Annotated in this window: 15 protein-coding genes and 1 pseudogene; 8 read left to right on the top strand and 8 right to left on the bottom strand. The window is 68.2% G+C overall.

The genetic code is table 11. The annotated features are described in order from the left end of the window. Positions 1–21: 21 nt before the first annotated feature. Positions 22–276: a hypothetical protein gene (locus tag AC07OQ_RS01230; RefSeq protein WP_495051255.1), complete on the bottom strand. Its 255-nt coding sequence runs from the start codon at positions 274–276 to the stop codon at positions 22–24. A 278-nt stretch (positions 277–554) separates the two neighbouring features. Here AC07OQ_RS01230 and AC07OQ_RS01235 point away from each other — a divergent pair, with 278 nt between their 5' ends. Next, a complete protein-coding gene (locus AC07OQ_RS01235) occupies positions 555–791 on the top strand; it encodes a hypothetical protein (protein WP_495051256.1) in 237 nt (78 codons plus the stop codon). 408 nt (positions 792–1,199) lie between these two features. On the opposite strand, the pseudogene AC07OQ_RS01240 reads toward AC07OQ_RS01235, so the two are convergent. Continuing rightward, positions 1,200–2,237, bottom strand: a pseudogene (locus AC07OQ_RS01240) (TonB-dependent receptor); the annotation flags it as partial. A gap of 124 nt (positions 2,238–2,361) precedes the next feature. On the opposite strand from AC07OQ_RS01240, the gene AC07OQ_RS01245 reads away from it, so the two are divergent. From AC07OQ_RS01245 to xth, 3 genes are all read left to right on the top strand, one after another. Then, positions 2,362–3,183: a ComEC/Rec2 family competence protein gene (locus AC07OQ_RS01245; protein ID WP_495051257.1), complete on the top strand. Its 822-nt coding sequence runs from the start codon at positions 2,362–2,364 to the stop codon at positions 3,181–3,183. Further along, a complete protein-coding gene (locus tag AC07OQ_RS01250) occupies positions 3,180–3,833 on the top strand; it encodes a hypothetical protein (RefSeq protein WP_495051258.1) in 654 nt (217 codons plus the stop codon). Before AC07OQ_RS01245 ends, AC07OQ_RS01250 begins: the two co-directional genes overlap by 4 nt. Positions 3,834–4,020: 187 nt before the next feature. Then, on the top strand, positions 4,021–4,797 hold the full coding sequence (gene xth, locus AC07OQ_RS01255) for an exodeoxyribonuclease III (protein WP_495051378.1): 777 nt from the start codon (positions 4,021–4,023) through the stop codon (positions 4,795–4,797). A 150-nt stretch (positions 4,798–4,947) separates the two neighbouring features. On the opposite strand, the gene AC07OQ_RS01260 is transcribed toward xth, so the two are convergent. After that, complete coding sequence (locus AC07OQ_RS01260) at positions 4,948–5,583, bottom strand: CatA-like O-acetyltransferase (RefSeq protein ID WP_495051259.1); 636 nt, start codon at positions 5,581–5,583, stop codon at positions 4,948–4,950. Positions 5,584–5,701: 118 nt separating this feature from the next. On the opposite strand from AC07OQ_RS01260, the gene AC07OQ_RS01265 reads away from it, so the two are divergent. Beyond that, a complete protein-coding gene (locus AC07OQ_RS01265; RefSeq protein WP_495051260.1) occupies positions 5,702–7,318 on the top strand; it encodes a methyl-accepting chemotaxis protein in 1,617 nt (538 codons plus the stop codon). A gap of 18 nt (positions 7,319–7,336) precedes the next feature. On the opposite strand, the gene AC07OQ_RS01270 is transcribed toward AC07OQ_RS01265, so the two are convergent. Next, complete coding sequence (locus AC07OQ_RS01270) at positions 7,337–7,831, bottom strand: MarR family winged helix-turn-helix transcriptional regulator (protein WP_495051261.1); 495 nt, start codon at positions 7,829–7,831, stop codon at positions 7,337–7,339. A 49-nt stretch (positions 7,832–7,880) separates the two neighbouring features. Here AC07OQ_RS01270 and AC07OQ_RS01275 point away from each other — a divergent pair, with 49 nt between their 5' ends. Next, entirely contained in the window at positions 7,881–8,420 is a 540-nt protein-coding gene (locus AC07OQ_RS01275) for a PaaI family thioesterase (protein ID WP_495051262.1), read from the top strand. Positions 8,421–8,510: 90 nt separating this feature from the next. On the opposite strand, the gene eda is transcribed toward AC07OQ_RS01275, so the two are convergent. Further along, complete coding sequence (eda, locus tag AC07OQ_RS01280) at positions 8,511–9,140, bottom strand: bifunctional 4-hydroxy-2-oxoglutarate aldolase/2-dehydro-3-deoxy-phosphogluconate aldolase (RefSeq protein ID WP_495051263.1); 630 nt, start codon at positions 9,138–9,140, stop codon at positions 8,511–8,513. 110 nt (positions 9,141–9,250) lie between these two features. Beyond that, a complete protein-coding gene (gene edd / locus AC07OQ_RS01285; protein WP_495051264.1) occupies positions 9,251–11,083 on the bottom strand; it encodes a phosphogluconate dehydratase in 1,833 nt (610 codons plus the stop codon). Between the two features lie 140 nt (positions 11,084–11,223). On the opposite strand from edd, the gene AC07OQ_RS01290 reads away from it, so the two are divergent. Continuing rightward, on the top strand, positions 11,224–11,919 hold the full coding sequence (locus AC07OQ_RS01290; protein ID WP_495051265.1) for a gamma-glutamylcyclotransferase: 696 nt from the start codon (positions 11,224–11,226) through the stop codon (positions 11,917–11,919). Here AC07OQ_RS01290 and AC07OQ_RS01295 read toward each other — a convergent pair. Continuing rightward, positions 11,916–12,290, bottom strand: a complete 375-nt coding sequence (locus AC07OQ_RS01295) for a VOC family protein (protein ID WP_495051266.1) — start codon at positions 12,288–12,290, stop codon at positions 11,916–11,918. The two genes, AC07OQ_RS01290 and AC07OQ_RS01295, sit on opposite strands and share 4 nt — an antisense overlap. Before the next feature lie 54 nt (positions 12,291–12,344). Here AC07OQ_RS01295 and AC07OQ_RS01300 point away from each other — a divergent pair, with 54 nt between their 5' ends. Then, a complete protein-coding gene (locus AC07OQ_RS01300) occupies positions 12,345–12,908 on the top strand; it encodes an Lrp/AsnC family transcriptional regulator (RefSeq protein WP_495051267.1) in 564 nt (187 codons plus the stop codon). On the opposite strand, the gene AC07OQ_RS01305 is transcribed toward AC07OQ_RS01300, so the two are convergent. Beyond that, on the bottom strand, positions 12,841–13,509 hold the full coding sequence (locus AC07OQ_RS01305; RefSeq protein ID WP_495051268.1) for a nucleotidyltransferase family protein: 669 nt from the start codon (positions 13,507–13,509) through the stop codon (positions 12,841–12,843). The two genes, AC07OQ_RS01300 and AC07OQ_RS01305, sit on opposite strands and share 68 nt — an antisense overlap. Between the last annotated feature and the right edge of the window lie 45 nt (positions 13,510–13,554).

The following is a 13,554-nucleotide window of genomic DNA, read 5'->3' on the forward strand; positions in this document are numbered from 1 at the left end:
CGCCGCCTCGTCGGAAGCTGCTCAGGCCCGGCGAGGCTTGAGCAGCCCCGTCCATTGGCAGGTATAGCTCAGGCAGTTGTAGCGGTGGCGGGGCATGAACAGGCTCAGCAGCCGGTCCAGGGCATGGCGCGGTATGCGGTGGATCCGTCCGCCGCAGCAGGGGCATGTCGGGCGATGGTGGCGCCGCGTGCCCGGCGCCGCCAGGGCATCGATCGAGCGTCCCGGCCTGCGGGCGAGCAGCCTGTGCAGCGCCAACCGTGCTTGAAGAAGGATCATGGACTTGCCTCGGGTGCTTGGTGGTCGCCCTGCCCTGCTCGTGCGCTACCGATGCCGCTTGCCGGCCCGCTCGTCTTCGATCACGAGTGCGTTGATGTTCATGTGGGGATGTTCGACGCCGCGGGCGGCGGCGTCGGTGCCCTGGCGCTCATAAGGCAGGGTGCTGTGACGCACAGACGCCGGGCGTCGGCGGCGCACAGTGGGGGCGTGCATGAATCCTCAGCATCGCCGACAGCCTGGAGGAGCGCACCGGACACCTGCTTCGAGAGGAGATGCTCATGAACAAGCTCTTGACCTTGCTGGCCTGCGAAACCGGCTACGTGCTTCGTTTCGACGATCTGTTCAATCGCGGGCACTGGTACGAATTTCCCTGCGACGCCGATGGGCGCGTCGCTGTCGCCGCCATGAGCGCCCGCGCCCGCGACAGCTACGCGCAGGCGCTTGAGGCGATAGGCCGCGAACTGTCGCTGCCGATCATTGCCTGCGCCGGCACCGCCGTGCAGCGCAGATCGTAGAGGCCGGCCGGCTCTTGGCGGGGCTGCGGCCATGGTGCCGCTAAGCGCCAGGAGAGCGCCGGCCTGCGCAAGCCGACAAAAAGCCCAACAGCCAAAAAAGCCTGCTGGGCAAGTCTTGGCGCCGTCGATCTGAGAGGAGGAGGTGGCGCCAGGATCTGGTTGACTCTACTCCTCCAAGGGAGCGGCACCGGGTCTTTACACAAGCAGGGTGGCGCGGTTCGGGCCCCGGCGAGCCCGGACCGGCACCAGACCTGGCAGGCGGCGCATGCGCTGCATCCCGCATGGCGGCGAGCAGTTGGCCACGCCGGGACAGGGCCTGGCGCTGCTGGCGGGCCCGAGCCCGGCCGCCTGGCTCCTGACCGGCTGCTGCTGCGCCGGCAGCGCACAGCGCGCTGAACGGGGATTCGCTCAAAAGTCCGTCGTGGCGGAGAGCATCACGGTTCTCGGCGCCCCAGCGCCAGGCTGGACAGCAGCGGCATGCCCCAGTAGGCCTTGTTCGTCACATTGGCGATATTGGCCCGCAGGGTCAGCGGCAGGCCGAAGGCGCTGCCGGCATAGCGCGCGCCGAGGTCATAGGTCGTGCGGCCCGGCACCCACAGGGCGTTGTCGGCGCTGATGTACTGCTTGGATACCGAGGTTGCATTGGCCGTCAGGGTCAGGCCCGGTAGCGCGGGCAGATCCCCCTGGTTCACGCCGCCGGCGGTCTTGGTCAGCTTGGGGTCGACATAGGCGGCCCTGCCCATCAGGCGCAGGCCGCGCAGGGCCGTGCCGAAGAAGCCCCATTCCAGGCCCCGGTTGCGCTGCTCGCCACCGAAGGAGAAAACCTTGCTGACCGGATCGGTGTAGCTGCTGGGGCGCTTGATCTGGTACAGGCTGACTGTGTGTGCGAAATCGCCCAGGTCGAGCTTGAGGCCCAGCTCCTGCTGCTTGGTCTTGTAGGGCGCGAACTCCTCGCCCGCATTGGCCGCGTCCATCGGCGCCCTGACGCCCTGGCTGAAACCCTCGATGTAGTTGGCGTAGACCGAGATATTGCTGCTCGCCTTCACCAGCAGGGCCATCGCCGGCGTCGTCGCGCCCTGGTCATAGCGCGAGGTCCTGGCCCCGGTCACGATACTGAAACCGTCGCTGACCACGTCCTGGCGGCGCAGCCCCAGGGTCAGTTGCACCCGGTCCTGTGCGAAGGCCAGGGTGTCCGCGAAGCCGTAGCTGTTCAGGCGCAGCGCCGTCTTGAGGATCTGCGGCGCGACGAAGGGCACGGCCGGCCCCCAGACCGGCTGGTAGAGGTTGGTGGTCCAATCGGCCCCGGGGCACGGTGCGGCGCCCATAGTCGTCCTGCTGCTGCTCGTAATGGCTGAGGCTCAGGTTGTGGCCGATGTCGCCGGTGCGGAAACTGCCACGCAGGCCCAGCTCGGCCGACTTCTTGTCGACCTCGAAGGCCAGCTGAGAGAAGCGCAGGCCGCAACTGGCGCTGGCGGACCAGAGCCCCTATATGCCCTGCATCGTTTTGGGGCTGGGGTCCGTCATGCCAGGGGTGATGCGCGTTTGGGACGTGGAACACGGGGCGTGCGCCATGATCCAGCACGCCTTACCAGCGGCTTTCGGGGGCGAGCAATTCGGTCCCCTTGCAATGATCGATTCCGGCGACTCTGGTACTTGGTCGCCCAGCACGTTCATCCGCTATGTCCTTGGCCGGACGAAGCTCGATTACCTGTTCATCACCAACGCTGACCAGGACCACATGAGCGATTTGCGCGGGCTCAGCCAGGCAGGCATAACCGTTGACACGCTCATACGGAACACCTCGTATACCGGCGCCACGCTGCGCGCGATCAAGCTCGGCGGCGGCCCCCTGACCGGTGATGCCGAGTGGTACGTTGGGGCGTGCGACAGCTTCAACCAGCCCACAAGCCGCCCCTTCAATCAATGCATGAACGGGATCACCTGCGAGGTGTACAGCAACCCGTTTCCGCGATTCATCGACACCAACAACCTGAGCCTTGTTGTGTTCATCAGCTATGGCGGGGCGACCTTTCTATTTCCCGGTGACTTGGAGCGCGATGGGTGGCTTGCCTTGCTTGAGCGGCCCGATTTCCGGGCACGCCTTGGTGACATGTCAGTCCTGATGGCGTCGCACCATGGCCGGGAGAATGGCTACTGCAAGGAAGTCTTCGACCACTGTTGGCCGCACGCTGTCGTCATTTCCGACAAGCCCATAGTGCACGACACTCAGCGCACCCTGCCGGACTATCGGGCGGTGGTGCGGGAAAGTGGCCTGATAGTGAGAACCACCGGCAAACGGCGGCACGTGCTCACCACCAGGCGCGACGGCTGGATTCAGTTCGAAGTGGATAGCAACGGCATCTGCTTCGTAGATACAGAGTGCCAAGGATGAAGGCACGATCCGACGTTCTCAAGGTCGCGAACATCAAATGGCTAGTCATGCTTGCCGCGCTGGATGCGGCCCTGGTGCTGCTGTTCATCGCGCCCGAACTGGTGGACGCGAGCATGATGGCCCTGGTGCGGGCAAGCGTGTCGCCGCTGCTGCCTGTTGCGGTCCTGTTGCTCACGGGGCTCCTGTCGCACGAAGCGAAGGCGAGGCTGGTGTACTGGAGGGTGGCGAACCCGCTGCCGGGCAGCCAGGCGTTCACGAAACACGCGCCTGCAGATGCCCGCATCGACATGAAGGCGCTTGCGAAGAACGTGGGCGCGCTGCCGACCGAGCCAGGCGAGCAGAACGCGAAGTGGTACAAGCTCTATCGGATGGTGGGTGATGATCCTGCCGTGGTTCACGCGCACAGGCTGTATCTGATGTACAGGGACATGGCGGCCATGTCGCTGTTCTTGGTGCCGCTGGTGCCGGCCGCGCTGTGGTACGCCGGGGCAGCGCCGGCCAGCCGCTGGATCGCTGGTGGCTTGTTCGCCCTACAGTACGTGCTGTGTGCCGTCAGCGCCCGTCACAGCGGCACGCGGTTTGTGTGCAACGTGCTGGCCGTCCACTCGACCAGGAAGGTGAAGGCGACCACAGCGGCCGTCGCCAAATGAACCGGCCTGCTGGCCTTCCCTGACGCCACAATTGACCCGTGGAGCCTCATGGCGGAAGTGTTTAAACAGATTCAGCGGGACAGCCTTTCGGGTCGCGCTTGCATCTCTGAAAAATTCGGGTACGCGTTAGGGTACAAATTCAGATGCGAGAAAAAATATCGTTTTAGATCAATGAGTTATCATGAAAATTAGACTCGCCACCTGGAACGTCAATTCCCTGGCCGTGCGCCTGCCCCAGTTGCTGAACTGGCTGTCGGCCAATCCGGTCGACGCCCTGGTGCTGCAGGAAACGAAACTGACCGACGACAAATTCCCGACCCTGGAGATCGGTGCGGCCGGCTATCAGGTGCAGTGGTTCGGACAGAAGACCTACAACGGCGTGGCCCTGCTGAGCCGCGAACCGGCGCAGGACGTGGTGAAGAACATCGTCGGCTATGCGGACGAGCAGGCCCGCGTGATCGCCGGCACCCTTCCGGGACAGGGTGCGGGCGTGCGCGTGATCGGTGCCTATTTCCCCAACGGCCAGGCGCCGGACAGCGAGAAGTTCGTCTACAAGATGGGCTGGCTGGACGGCCTGCGCGCCTGGGTCAAGGCCGAGCTGGCGGCGCACCCGCGCCTGGTGTTGATGGGCGACTTCAATATCGCGCCCGAGGATCGTGACGTCTACGACCCCGTGGCCTGGGCCGGCCAGATCCATTGCACGCCCGAGGAGCGCGCGCATTTCCAGGGCCTGCTGGACCTGGGCCTGGCCGACGCGTTTCGGATGTTCGAGCAGCCGCCCAAGAGCTGGAGTTGGTGGGACTACCGCAACCTGGCCTTCCGCAAGAACCAGGGCCTGCGCATCGACCACATCCTCGTGAGCCCCGCGCTGCAAGCCAGCGTCACCGCCTGCGTGATCGACAAGCTGCCGCGCAAGAACGAACGGCCCAGCGACCATGCGCCGGTGATCGTCACGCTGGATTGAAGCCGCCCTGCGGGCGCAGGCCGAAACATTTGAATCGGGCCGGGGCGGTCAGGTCGCCGGCGGTGCAACGCGGCTGAAACAACGGCGCCCGACGATGGCATCCCATCGAACATCGCAGCAGCCCGCCGGTCACCATGAGCCTGAACTGAGTCAGCCGCCCGCCAACGCCGCCTCGAAGGCCGCGTAGAAACGCCCCACATGCAGCCCATCCATCAAGGCATGGTGGACCTCCACCGCCACCGGCATCCAGTGCCGCCCCGCCTCGTCCCGGCTCAGCTTGCCGAAGGCCAGCTTGGGCACGCAGTCGCCCGCGCCGCGCGCATGACTGAAGCTGCTGAAGGCCAGCCAGGGAATCGTGGTCATGTGAATCATGGCATCGGCGAGTTCGGGCTCGGCCTCGCCCAGCCCAGGCGACACGCGCTTGGCGGCCGCCAGCACCGGCAGCGCTCGTTCTACGAAGGCGCCGAAGTCGGGTTCGTAGGCCAGGTTGGCAAAGCCGATGCTCTCGTCCTCGCGCAGCACCGTGGTGCTGCCATGTACCCGCGCATGCACGCGCACCCGCTCGCCCTCCAGCCGGAAACGGAACGGCGCCACCGCATTGGCCGCCCGCAGCGCCGCGTGGTGGTAGCCGAGGAACAGGGTCGCGCCCGGCTGGCGCCGCACGCGCTCGACCAGGGCCGAGATGTCCACCGGCGCGCACAGGCTGAAGAAGGGCTGGGCCAGCCCGCGGAAATGCTCGAAGGCCGACCGGCGCGGCCAGTGATCCGGATCAAGAAACTCGCTCATCGTGACATCCTACCGGCGTCGCACGGGCTCGCCCGCCACGCGCGCCGCACTTGAGCCACATCAAGTCGCCTCCGCGCAAACCCTGAGAACCTCGCGGAAAAATCTCAGGAGTTCCTTGATGCGAGACAAGCGGCCCGTGAGCCAGCGCGAATACCCCTTCCCCAGCGGGCAGAACCTGGTCTCCACCACCGATCTGAAGGGTCGCATCCTGCATTGCAATGCCGCCTTCGCCGAGGTCAGCGGCTTCACGCGCGCGGAACTGCTGGGGCAGCCGCACAACCTGATCCGTCACCCCGACATGCCGGCCGAGGCCTTCCGCGACCTCTGGGCCACGGTGGCCTGCGGCAAGCCCTGGTCGGGCCTGGTGAAGAACCGCCGCAAGAACGGCGACCATTACTGGGTGATGGCCAACGTGACGCCGTTGCTGGACGGCGGTCGGCCCGTGGCCTATATGTCGGTGCGCAGCGAAGCCAGCCGCGCGCAAATCGACGCGGCCGAGGCGTTGTACGCCCGCATGCGGGCCGAGGCGCGTAGGGGCGATCTGCGGCAGGTGCTGCACGACGGCCAGGTCTTGCGCGGCGGCTCGCTCGGGCGCCTGACCGCCCTGGGGCGCCGCGCCGCACAGCAGTTCGACAGCTGGCTCGGCTATGCGCTGATGGGCGCCTTCGGTGTCGCGCTGGACGCCCTGCCCTGGTCGACATCGCTGCCCGCGCTGGGCTTGCTGGCCGCCGCGGCCAGCGTCTGGCTGCAGTCGCGCCGCCGCGCCGCACTGGCGCCGGTGCTGGACTTCGCCAACCGCTTGGCGGCCGGCGATCTGAGCCAGCAGCTGACGCCCGGGGGCAAGGAATCGACCCGGGGTCTTGAGGTGGCGCTGAATCAACTGACCGTCAATATGCGCGCCCTGGTGTCGGACGGCCAGCGCGAGCTGAGCCAGATGCTGGTGGCCAGCGACGAGATCGCGCGCGGCAACCAGGATCTGGCCGCGCGCACCGAGTCGCAGGCCGCCAGCCTGCAGCAGACCGCGGCCAGCATGGAGCAGATCACCGCCACCGTGCGCACCAGCGCCGAGGCGGCGCGCCAGGCCCATGGCCTGGCCGAGGAGCTGAGCACGGTATCGCAGCGCAGCGGCGCGGTCGTGCATTCGGTGACCGACACCATGGGCGATATCGCCGGCGCCTCGCGGCGCATCGGCGAGATCATCCAGCTGATCGACGGCATCGCCTTCCAGACCAATATCCTGGCACTGAACGCCGCGGTGGAAGCGGCGCGCGCCGGCGAGCATGGGCGCGGCTTCGCGGTGGTGGCGGCCGAGGTTCGGGCCCTGGCCCAGCGCAGCTCCGGCGCGGCGCGCGAGATCAAGCAACTGATCGGCGACTCGGCCGGCAAGGTAGAGGCCGGCGAGCAGCAGACCCGTGCGGCGCGTCAGAGCATCGACGAGACCCTGGGCTCGGTGCATCGGTTCGCCGGCCTGATCGATGGCATCGACAGCGCTGCGCGGGAACAGCTGCAGGTCATCTCGCAGGTGCACGAGGCGGTCCAGCAGCTGGATGGCATCACGCAGCACAACGCCGCGCTGGTGGAGCAACTGGCCGCCTCGGCCGGGCGCCTGAAGACCCAGGCCGGCGAGGTCAATGCGGCGCTGCAGGTATTCCGTCTGCACGGCGGGCGCGCTGCCGCGCCGCTGCCGGATGCGGTGGCGCTGCGCCGCGCGGCCCGGCTGCTGCGGGCCGCCTGAGGCCGGGCCGGGCCGCGCTCAAGCCGCCTCGTCCAGCAGCGCCAGGCATTCGTCCAGCAGCGCGTGCAGGCGCTGCACCCGCTCCTCGCCCAGGCGCGCATTGATCGAGAGCTGGGCGCGTTTCCAGTCGGCCTTCATCGCGGCGCGCTTCGCGCGCCCCGCTGCGCTGGCTCGCACCTGGCTGCTGCGGGCATCCTCGCCCGGCAGTTGCTCCACCCAGCCGCCGGCCAGCAGGGGCTGCAGATTGCGCGACAGGGTCGAGGTGTCCAACCCCATGCGGCGCGCCAGCTGGCTGGGCTGGATGGGGCCGAGCAGATCGATATGCGAGAGCAGCGAGTACTGCGTGGTCTTCAACCCGCTGGCGGCAAAATAAGGTTCGCAATGCTGAGACACGCGGCGCGTCAGCTGGCGCAGCTTGAAGTTGGTGCAGCCGCGCGGGCCGGCCGGGTCGGCAGCAGCGCGCGCCGACATCTTCCTTGCCGGGGTCTTTGTTGCCTGGGTGACAGTGGCCATGGAATTATTGTATCTACAATAGTTGCAGCCACAAATTCAGGAGCACGCGATGACGACCAGCAATCACGAGCAGGTGTTGCAGCAATGGATGGCCGAGGAAGAGGCGGTGCGCGCGCGCATGCAAACCGAACCCGGCCTGGCACGCCCCGAGCAACTGATGGGGCGGACCGGCCTGCAGCAGATGCAGGCCCTGCTGAGCGGCGAGGTGCCGCCGCCGCACATCGCCAAGACCTTGGACTTCACCCTGATCTCGGTGGCGCAGGGCGAGGCGGTGTTCCAGGGCAGGCCGCTGCTGCGCCACTACAACCCATTGGGGGGCGTGCATGGCGGCTGGTTTGCCACCCTGCTCGATTCGGCCCTGGGCTGCGCGGTGCACACCATCCTGCCGATCGGCAAGGGCTACACCACCTTGGAGTTCAAGGTGAACCTGGTGCGCGGCCTGAATGCCAAGGTGCCGCTGGTGCGCGCGATCGGCAAGGTGGTGCACACGGGCAAGCAGATCGCCACCTCGGAGGCGCAGCTGCTAGGCCACGACGGCAGGCTCTATGCCCATGCCAGCACCACCTGCATGATCTTCGATCTGCAGTAGCCCACCCCCTACGCGCTGCGCGCGCCCCCTCAAGGGGGCGCACCCGTAGGACCGGCGGAGCCGGATCCTCGGGTGCCTTGGCCGCAAGACCTACTTGCGCAGGGCCTGCGCCTCGGCGGCCAGGCGCGTGATGCGCGCCCAGTCGCCCTGCTCCACCGCGTCCTGCGGGGTCAGCCAGGAGCCGCCGCAGACCTTGACATTGGACAGCGACAGGAACTGCGGCGCTGTCTCCAGCGAGATGCCGCCGGTCGGGCAGAAGGCCACGTCTGGGAAGGGACCGCTCAGGGCCTTCAGCAGATTGAGGCCGCCCACCGCCACGGCCGGGAACAGCTTCAGGAACGAATAGCCGCCGACATTGGCCTGCATCACCTCGCTGGCCGTGGACACGCCGGGCAGCAGCGGCAGGCGCTGCTCGCGGCAGGCCGCGCCGATCGCGTCGGTGTAGCCGGGGCTGACGCCAAACTTGCAGCCGGCATCGCGCGCCGCCTTCACGTCGTCCACCGTGCGCAGGGTGCCGGCGCCAACGATGGCCTCGGGCACGGCCCGGGCCATCGCTGCAATGGCCTGCAGCGCCACCGGCGTGCGCAGGGTCACCTCCAGCACCTTGACGCCGCCCGCCACCAGGGCCTCGGCCAATGGAACCGCATCCTGCAAGCGCTGGATCACGATGACGGGAATGACGGGGCCGTGGCTGGCCAGGCTGAGGGTTTCAGTGCTCATGGTGCAACAGATGAGTTGATGTTACCGAGTGAAGCCCGAGGATCCGGCTTTGCCGGTCCTCCGGACTTGCCTCCTTGAGGAGGCGGCCGCAGGCCGTAGGGGGTGGGCCATCACAGCCACGTTACCGCGCCTTCTTCGGCACATTTCACATTGCGGCGGATGCCCGTGAACAGCTCGCGGCCCAGGCCGTGGCCGTTGTCCTCGACGGCCTCGGGCCGGATCTGCGCCGGTTCGCGCGCCGCCCATTCGGCGTCCGGCACCAGGGCCTGCAACTGCCCGGTGACGCCGTCCAGACGCACCAGATCGCCGTCGCGCAGCTTGCCCAGCGGGCCGCCGGCCAGGGCCTCGGGCGAGACATGGATGGCCGCGGGCACCTTGCCGGAGGCGCCGCTCATGCGACCGTCGGTCACCAGCGCCACCCTGTAGCCCTTGCCCTGCAGCACCGCCAGCGGCGGGGTCAGCTTGTGCAGCTCCGGCATGCCATTGGCCTGCGGGCCCTGGAAGCGCACGACGACGACGACATCGCGCTCCAACTCGCCGGCCTTGAAGGCGGTCTGCATCGCCTCCTGGCTGTCGAAGATGCGCGCCGGCGCCTCGACGATGTGGCGGTCCTCGGGCACCGCCGAGACCTTGATCACCGCCCGGCCCAGATTGCCGCTCAACAGCTTCAGGCCGCCGGTCGCGCTGAAGGGCGCGGCCACGCCGCGCAGCACGTCCGCGTCGCCGCTGGCCTTGGGCAGCTCCTGCCAGACGGCGCTCCTGCCATCGGGCGCCAGCACCGGCAGGCGGGTCTGCGGGCGCAGGCTCTCGCCGTTGATGCTCAGCACGTCCTCGTGCATCAGGCCGGCGTCCAGCAGCTCGCGGATCACGAAACCGGGGCCGCCGGCGGCCTGGAACTGGTTCACGTCGGCCGCGCCGTTCGGGTAGACGCGCGCCAGCAGCGGCACCACGCCGGACAGCTCGGAGAAGTCGCTCCAGTCGATCAGGATGCCGGCGGCGCGCGCCACCGCCACCCAGTGGATCAAGTGGTTCGTGGAGCCGCCGGTGGCCAGCAGCGCCGCCATCGCGTTGACGATGGCGCGTTCGTCCACCAACTGGCCGATCGGGGTGTAGCGCGAACCATTACCGGCTTTGGGCGTGATCGCCAGCGCCCGGGCCACGGCCGCGTCGGTCAGGGCCTTGCGCAGCGGCTCATGCGGATGCACGAAGGCCGCGCCGGGCAGGTGCAGGCCCATCGCCTCCAGCAGCATCTGGTTGCTGTTGGCCGTGCCGTAGAAGGTGCAGGTACCGGCGCCATGGTAGGCGGCCGACTCGGCCTGCAGCAGTTCCTCGCGCCCGACCAAGCCCTGCGCGTACTGTTCGCGCACCTTGGCCTTGGCGTTGTTCGACAGCCCCGAGCTCATCGGCCCGGCCGGCACGAAGACGCAGGGCAGATGGCCGAAATGCAGGGCGCCGATCAAGAGGCCCGGTACGATCTTGTCGCAGATGCCCAGCAGCAGCGCGGCATCGAACACGTCGTGGGACAGCGCTATCGCGGTCGACATCGCAATGTTGTCGCGTGAGAACAGGCTCAGCTCCATGCCGGGCAGGCCCTGGGTCACGCCGTCGCACATGGCCGGCACGCCGCCGGCCACCTGTACGGTGGCACCCAGCGCCTGGGCCGCGGCGCGGATCTGCGCCGGATAGCCCTCGTAGGGCTGGTGGGCCGACAGCATGTCGTTGTAGGCCGTCACGATGGCCAGATGGGGGGCCTTCTCGGCCACGATGCGCAGCTTCTCGTTGCTGGGCAGGGCGGCCACCGCATGCGCGACATTGGCACAGCCCATGCGCTCGATGCCGCGCTGGCGTCCCGCCAGCCTGGCCATGCCGGCCAGATAGCGCTCGCGCGTCGCCGCACTGCGTGCGCGGATGCGCTCGGTGACGCTTGCTAAGGTCTTGTTCATGCCTTCGACCGATGTAACTCGGCGGTTGGAAAGTTGGTAACCATATTACAAGCAAAACGTGGCCGGTGAGTTACAAGCGGGGTACATCCGCCGCCCGCGTCCCCTCACTGTGGCAGCATAGCCGGGTCATGAGTGCCGCAATGGGTGAGCAAGTATTTCCGGCCGTCCCCTGGCCGGACGCGCCGGTCGGTGCCGAATGGGAGGCGCGCAGCGCACGCTTGCTGCAGGAATGCCTGACACGCCTGCAGGGCCGTGATCTGCATCTGTTCGCCTACGGTTCGCTGATCTGGCGGCCGGAGTTCGAGTTCAGCGAGCAGCAGCTGGCGCGCGTGCAGGGGTTCCATCGTGCCCTGCGCATGCGTTCCCGGCTGTACCGCGGCACGCCGGAACAGCCCGGTCTGGTGCTGGCCCTGCTGTCGGGCGGCAGTTGCACGGGCCTGCTCTACCGGGTCGACGCGGCCCGCGCCGAGGCCGTGCTGCGCCAGGTGTGGGCGCGCGAGATGATCAGCGGCGTCTACCGGCCACGCTGGCTGCAATGCCACCCGCGCCAGCATGGCCCCAGCCTGCCGGCGCTGGCCTTCACGCTGTCACGCCGCAGCCCCAGCTGGACCGGCCAGCTCAGCGAGGTCGAACTGCTGAACGTGTTCCGCCATGCGCGCGGCCACTACGGCTCGACCCTGGACTATCTGCGGCGCACCGTGCAAAGCCTGCGCGCTCATGGCATCCACGACCGCGAGCTGGAGCGTCAGCATGCGTTGGCGGTGTGCCATGGCCTGTGCGGGTCGCTGCCGTTGCATCTTTCCCGGCCGCTGGCGGCCGAGGCGCAGCGCGGCTAGGCCGCGTCGGTCTTGACCTCGATGCGATGGCCGTCCAGGTCGCTGAACATCGCGCCGAAATAGCTGTCGCTGATGTCCGGCCGCGGCCGTGGCGTGAACAGGTCGGTGCCGGCCGCCGCCAGCGCCGCCGCATGCACCTGGCTCACCTGCGCGCGCGTGGTCGCGCCCCAGGCGATATGGGCCCCCGGCGCGGTGACGGTCGAGGTGCCCTCGACCGGATAAACGAAGAAGCACCAATGCGCCGACGTGCCGAAGGCGGCCTCCTTGCCGGTGTCGCGCAGCAGGCTCAGGCCCAGCGGCGCCAGCACCCGCTGGTAGAAGTCCACCGCCTCGGCATAGCGGCGGGATCCGATGGAAATATGGTCGATCATCAGCGGTGTTTCGTGTCGATAAGGATGAATGAATAATCGCGCAGCGCCAGTGTGATGGCCGCGCCCCTGCGTCGCGACGCATTGCGCGCCCTCTTCCCGCGGCCTGGCCGCATCCTCACCCCCCACGATCGCGGCACGCCGAACACGATGACCCTGGACGCCTTCGACCGACATATCCTCACCCTCTACCAGCAGAACACCGCCAGCTCCGGCGAGGCCATCGGCGCCCAGGTCGGCCTGTCGGCCGCGGCGGTGCAGCGCCGCCTCAAGCGCCTGCGCGACGCCGGCGTGATCCAGGCCGAGACCGCGCAACTGGACTGCCGCGCCCTGGGATTGAACCTGACGGCCCTGGTACATGTGGACCTGATCGACGAGTCGGCGCGCGCGGCCCTGGCCTTTCGCAACCGCGTGCTGGCCCGTCCCGAGCTGCAGCAATGCTATGGCGTCACGGGCGAGGCCGACTTCGTGCTGATCGTGGTTGTGCCGGACCTGCCGGCCTACGAGGCTTTTTGCGAAGCCTGCCTGCTGCACGACGCCAATGTGCGCAGCTTCAAGACCCAGGTCGTGCTGGATGCGGTACGACGCTGCGGACCGCTGGCGATTCCGCCCCGGGCTTGACCAGGCGGCCGCGCAGCCCCTCCAGGTCGGCCAGCGAATCCACGTCCAGCAGCACGCCCTCGTCGTCCAGCTCCACGCCGTACGAGGGATAGCGGGCCAGGATGCGGCGCGCGCCCTCGTCCCCCTGCAGGACCACCAGTTCGGAGAACAGCTCGGCACCGAAGCCCACCGGATGGCCGCGCTGGCCGCGATACTGGGCGTAGGCCACCGGATGCTGCTCGAGCACCGCGGCCACCGCCAGCAGGCTTTCCGGACGCAGCATCGGCATATCGCCCGGCAGGATCAGCCAGCCGTCGGCATCGCCGGTGGCGCCGACGCCCGCCGCGATCGAATGCCCCATGCCCACCGGCAGCGGACGCCCCGTGGCATCGAACTCGCTCAGCTCGACCACGTCGCGGCTGGCGACCAGCCGGCGCACGCTCGGCGCCAGCCGCTCGCTGCTCACCACGACCACCGGCAGGCGCGTGGCCATCGCGTTTTTGAGCGTACAGCCCAGCACCGTCTCGGCCCCCAGTGCCTGCTCCAGCTTGTGTCCCTGACCGCGAAAGCGCAGTCCGCGCCCCGCCGCCAGCACAACGACAACCGGTCGCTGCTTCTTCATCCGTCCGATCCTTTACTACGCTTTCCCTCGGAGCCCGGCGGTCTG

Source organism: Roseateles sp. GW821-FHT09B06, assembly GCF_059418245.1.

Excerpts from the sequence above, each read along its gene's own strand:
- eda (WP_495051263.1), bottom strand. The coding sequence starts at position 9,140 with ATGAGCACTGAAACCCTCAGCCTGGCCAGCCACGGCCCCGTCATTCCC.
- AC07OQ_RS01305 (WP_495051268.1), bottom strand. The coding sequence starts at position 13,509 with ATGAAGAAGCAGCGACCGGTTGTCGTTGTGCTGGCGGCGGGGCGCGGA.
- AC07OQ_RS01290 (WP_495051265.1), top strand. The coding sequence starts at position 11,224 with ATGGGTGAGCAAGTATTTCCGGCCGTCCCCTGGCCGGACGCGCCGGTC.
- AC07OQ_RS01235 (WP_495051256.1), top strand. The coding sequence starts at position 555 with ATGAACAAGCTCTTGACCTTGCTGGCCTGCGAAACCGGCTACGTGCTT.
- edd (WP_495051264.1), bottom strand. The coding sequence starts at position 11,083 with ATGAACAAGACCTTAGCAAGCGTCACCGAGCGCATCCGCGCACGCAGT.
- AC07OQ_RS01270 (WP_495051261.1), bottom strand. The coding sequence starts at position 7,831 with ATGGCCACTGTCACCCAGGCAACAAAGACCCCGGCAAGGAAGATGTCG.
- AC07OQ_RS01265 (WP_495051260.1), top strand. The coding sequence starts at position 5,702 with ATGCGAGACAAGCGGCCCGTGAGCCAGCGCGAATACCCCTTCCCCAGC.
- AC07OQ_RS01300 (WP_495051267.1), top strand. The coding sequence starts at position 12,345 with ATGGCCGCGCCCCTGCGTCGCGACGCATTGCGCGCCCTCTTCCCGCGG.
- AC07OQ_RS01230 (WP_495051255.1), bottom strand. The coding sequence starts at position 276 with ATGATCCTTCTTCAAGCACGGTTGGCGCTGCACAGGCTGCTCGCCCGC.
- AC07OQ_RS01260 (WP_495051259.1), bottom strand. The coding sequence starts at position 5,583 with ATGAGCGAGTTTCTTGATCCGGATCACTGGCCGCGCCGGTCGGCCTTC.
- AC07OQ_RS01250 (WP_495051258.1), top strand. The coding sequence starts at position 3,180 with ATGAAGGCACGATCCGACGTTCTCAAGGTCGCGAACATCAAATGGCTA.
- AC07OQ_RS01275 (WP_495051262.1), top strand. The coding sequence starts at position 7,881 with ATGACGACCAGCAATCACGAGCAGGTGTTGCAGCAATGGATGGCCGAG.
- AC07OQ_RS01295 (WP_495051266.1), bottom strand. The coding sequence starts at position 12,290 with ATGATCGACCATATTTCCATCGGATCCCGCCGCTATGCCGAGGCGGTG.
- AC07OQ_RS01245 (WP_495051257.1), top strand. The coding sequence starts at position 2,362 with ATGATCCAGCACGCCTTACCAGCGGCTTTCGGGGGCGAGCAATTCGGT.